Genomic DNA, 4,307 nt, shown 5'->3' with positions numbered 1-4,307 from the left:
GAGGCCGATTGGAAGGCCAACCGACGTATCAGCCACCTGTGGCGAGTGCATGCCGCTAGTGGTGAGACCGTTCAGCTGACACGCGGTGACGGGGAGTCGACGCCTCGCTGGTCACCCGACGGTGCCTCCATTGCTTTTATCACGAAGCGCAGCGAGGATGCGGCCGACCAAATCTACTTGCTTCCTACGGCGGGAGGCGAAGCGCAACGTCTCACCGATCACGAGACCTCGGTCCGTGACATCAGCTGGTCGCCCGACGGCGCGACGCTCTACTTCCTCGCCGACGATCCCAAGAGCGACGAAGAAAAGCGACGCGACGAGCTCGAAGACGACGTCTTCGCCTTCGATGAGAACTGGAAGTATCGCCACCTCTGGGCGTTCTCCCGAGCCGACCGAACCGAAAGCCAGCTCACCACTGGAGATTTCACCATTCGCAGCTATCGGCTGTCACGCGATGGCACCAAGTTTGTCTTCCACCGTACTCCTACGCCTCTCTTGGACGACTCTTTACGAGGAGAGGTGTGGATCATGAACGTCGACGGCACCGCAGCCCGACAAGTGACCCGGAACGAAGTCCCCGAGCAGGGCGCCGAGCTGTCTCCCGACAACAGCCGAGTCTTGTTCCTTTCCGACTCCAACGAGCGCTTAGAGTTCTACTACAACCGTAATCTCTTCGTGGTTCCCGCCGCTGGAGGCGCGAGCCGTATGCTCCTGAGCGAAATGCCCTACGAAGTCCAGGACGCGAGTTGGTCGGACGACGGACGCACGATCTACTTCACCGCCAACACCGGCGTGCGCGTCGAGCTGTTTAGCGTGGATCTTCAGACCGAGGAGCTCCAGCAGCTCACGCACGGCGATCACACCATCTCGAGCTGGAGCTATCATCCAGCCCTCGCCAGGCAGGTTTTTCGAATCGACGAGCCGACGAATGCAGGGGATGTCTGGATCTCTGGAGCCGATGGCAAGAATGCGATGCGCGTCAGCCGCGTGTACGACTACCTGGCCGAGCTCGAGCTACCGCGACAGGAGGCGGTTCGCTGGACGGGTGCCGACGGCACCGAGGTAGAAGGCCTCCTCTACTATCCCCTCGAGTACGAGGAGGGGAAGCGTTATCCGCTGATCGTCCAGACGCACGGCGGGCCGCGGTCGTCCGACAGGTTCGAGTTCGGCTCGTGGAGCCGCTACGTGCAGGTCCAGACGGCCATGGGCTACGCAGTCCTGAAGCCAAACTACCGAGGCAGCACCGGCTACGGAGACGACTTCCTCCGCGACATGGTGGGGCACTACTTCAGCCAGGCCCATCTGGACGTCATGGCGGGAGTGGACCATCTCATCGCGAGAGGTATCGCCGATGGAGATCGGATGGTCAAGATGGGCTGGAGCGGCGGCGGGCACATGACCAACAAGATTATCACTCACACCGATCGCTTCAAAGCCGCTTCATCGGGCGCGGGCGCGGTGAACTGGATCTCCATGTACGCTCAGAGCGACACCCGAGTGCAGCGCACCCCCTGGTTCGGCGGTACGCCGTGGCAGGAGGACGCCCCGATCCAGGTCTACTGGGCTCATTCTCCGCTCAAGGACATCTACAAAGTCTCGACGCCTACGATCATCCTCGTGGGCGCCAACGACGAGCGCGTGCCGCCGCCTCAGTCCGTCGAGCTCTACCGCGCCCTTCGGGCGAACGGCGTCCCTGCGCACCTCTATTTGGCGCCGAGGGAGCCACACGGCTGGCAGGAGCTACGGCACGAGCTCTTCAAGATCAACGTGGAGCTCGACTGGTTCGAGAAACACGCGCGGGGACGAAGCTACGAGTGGGTCGTGGCGCCCGAAGGTACGGAGGAACCGGAGCCTCGACGCGCGACGGAGAGCGAAGCGCAGCCGTGAGCACTTCCGGCTAGCGTCAGTCTCGATCCGAAGCCGCTACTGGATGCGCTCGTAGACGGCATGGGTGACGATTTCCTTGCCGTTCTCGTCGGTCCGCCGGTACTCGTTGTTGATTGTATTGCCGTCCTCGGAGAGCACGTTGATGATGGTGTTCACCCGGTCACCCGTCTTGTTCATGATCTTGTTCGTTCGTTCGTCGATGACCACCACGGCCGTCTCCTCGGTGCTCGTGTCCCCGCTGACCGGCCGGTAGACGCCGTCGAACATCGTGACGTAGCTCCACTTCCGCTGCTCTCCCTTCTCATTGGTGGACTCTACCGTGATCCGCATGCCGCCTTCGCCGTACGGCTCGTAGGTCATGATGTTGAGGGCCGGTGGAGGGGCGTCTGACTTGAGCTTCCATTTGCCGAACCGCGGGTTCGTGTTCTGAGCCGAGGCGAGGGAAGCGACCCAGGCCAAGCCGGCGACGACCGCGCTCACTACCAGTTTCCGCATGTCCGAACTCCTCTCGTCGAGCTTCTCACGTCGAGGACTTGCGGGATTATACCTCTGGCTCGGGTCTGGGCCAGACCCGCCGGGGGCCAGCGAGATCAGGGTGACGGCGAACGAAATCGCTTCGTCGCCATCAATGGCTGAAGTCGAGACGAGGTCAAGCAGGCTGGTGAAAAAGTACAGTCCAGCCTGCGCGAGCGGAGCGAGCCCGGCGCGCTTGCCGCGCCGTAAGCAGCCCGAGCCGTGGCGGCACGATCGATTACAGGTCCCGCCACGGCATTGAACACTCTAGCGACCATGGTTATTCGAGCACTGCCTATGACGTGCGACGGCTCAAAATCTCTTCGATCTGGCCGAGAGACCCGATGATCATTTCCAGATGCTCGGGGATTTCGACCTGGCGTTTGAAATCACCAGGCACGACGCGTTCTGGCGATGCTTTCGGTCCACGTTTCTCGATGACCATGTCGACGGAATTCCCCCGCTCTTCGAGAAGGTAGACGAGGGAGAAGTCATGGCTCGGGAACTTGGCTTCTGGGTAGAACTCCTGTCCCACGACGAAGACGATTCGTCCCTCGTCGATATCGAACGCGTAGCAAGCCCCTTCGTCCTCGATCTCCTCGAACTCGACGAAGGACTTGGCCTTGATGTGAAACGCCTCGGCCTCGTTCCTTCGAAGCGCTGATTCGAACGAGAGCGCCTTATCGGATAGATGGGTCAAATCCTTTCGCATGTCGCGCCGAACCCAGAGCAAGATCGAGCCGCCCACGAGAATCCAGAAGAGGGTGATCGACGGCCACGGCGCTTCGGATGCCATCAGTGTGAGTGCCCAAAGGATCGCGATGACCAGCGCCCCCAAGCCGACGACGTGCGGCCCCCGTCCGGCACGAGACTTCAGATCACGGATCTTGGCGCGCAGGAACCGGCGCTCGGACTCGGTGAGCGAACGAGTGGATGGTCGCAGAGTCTCGCCGAGCATTCCGAGGAGAGTACCACTGCCAGAACCTGGCGGGATGGTTCGTCATCGGAGTTTGACACTGACTCCTGGGCGTCATACGGTGACCCGCAATTGGTCGGCCAGCAGGCCACCAGCAGCCGATAATTGGGAGGTCCCATGGCAACGAGCGAGCTCGTCGGATCCGTGGCCGAGATATGGCGGTTCCCCGTCAAATCCATGACGGGCGAGGGTCTCGACGCGGCCGAGCTCGACGAACGTGGGGTCTTGGGCGATCGCGCTTATGCGCTCATCGACCTAGACACGGGCAAAGTGGTGAGCGCCAAGAGCGTGAGACGGTTTCCCGACCTGCTGCGCTGTCGGGCGGAATTCATCGAGCCTCCAGTCTCGGGCACCGAGCCGCCCCCGGTGCGAATCACGCTGCCGGACGGCACCTCCGTGGTGAGCGATGCCCCCGACGCCGATGGCAAGTTATCCTCGTACTTCCGACGGCCGGTAACGCTGGCACGGACCGCGCCGGCCGACTTCACCATCGACCAGTATCACCCCGACGTCGAGGGCGTGGATCCCGCCGGCCATCGAGACACGATCGTGGAGCAGAAGCTCGGTTCGGCGTTCTTCGCCGAAGTAGGACTCGCCTCTCCCGTGCCCGTCGGGGCCTTCTTCGATCTGTTTCCTCTGACCGTCCTGACGACATCCACGCTCGAGCGATTGAGCGAGTTTCAGCCCAAGAGCCGCTTCGACCGGCGCCGGTTCCGGATGAACGTGATCGTCGATACCGAGAAACCCGGATTCGTGGAGAACGACTGGATTGGCCACGGGCTCACGATCGGGGATGAGGTCCGAGCGAACGTGGCTCTGCCCGACCCGCGATGCGTGATGACCACGCTCGCCCAGGACGAGCTACCCAGGGACATCGAGATCATCCGGACGCTCACTCGGTACAACCGGCTCGCGGTCGCCGGCGCCGGTC

Annotated in this window: 4 protein-coding genes; 2 read left to right on the top strand and 2 right to left on the bottom strand. The window is 62.3% G+C overall.

Annotated features, from left to right (window positions below; genetic code table 11):
- Positions 1 to 1,887 (top strand): S9 family peptidase (locus VEK15_03885; protein HXV59810.1); only part of this gene is annotated, 1,887 nt, incomplete at its 5' end.
- A gap of 36 nt (positions 1,888 to 1,923) precedes the next feature.
- On the opposite strand, the gene VEK15_03880 is transcribed toward VEK15_03885, so the two are convergent.
- Together VEK15_03880 and VEK15_03875 are read right to left on the bottom strand one after the other, a co-directional pair.
- The gene (locus VEK15_03880; protein ID HXV59809.1) at positions 1,924 to 2,382 is read right to left on the bottom strand and encodes a hypothetical protein; all 459 of its coding nucleotides are present in this window, start codon (positions 2,380 to 2,382) and stop codon (positions 1,924 to 1,926) included.
- Between the two features lie 313 nt (positions 2,383 to 2,695).
- Positions 2,696 to 3,358, bottom strand: coding sequence for a hypothetical protein (locus VEK15_03875; GenBank protein HXV59808.1), 663 nt, complete (start codon positions 3,356 to 3,358; stop codon positions 2,696 to 2,698).
- Positions 3,359 to 3,493: 135 nt separating this feature from the next.
- Between VEK15_03875 and VEK15_03870 the strand changes: the two genes are divergently transcribed.
- On the top strand, positions 3,494 to 4,307 hold an 814-nt coding region (locus VEK15_03870; GenBank protein ID HXV59807.1), incomplete at its 3' end, for an MOSC N-terminal beta barrel domain-containing protein.

The organism is Vicinamibacteria bacterium, assembly GCA_035620555.1.
Lineage (GTDB): Bacteria > Acidobacteriota > Vicinamibacteria > Marinacidobacterales > SMYC01 > DASPGQ01.
This window is presented reverse-complemented; position numbering and strand designations above follow the sequence as displayed.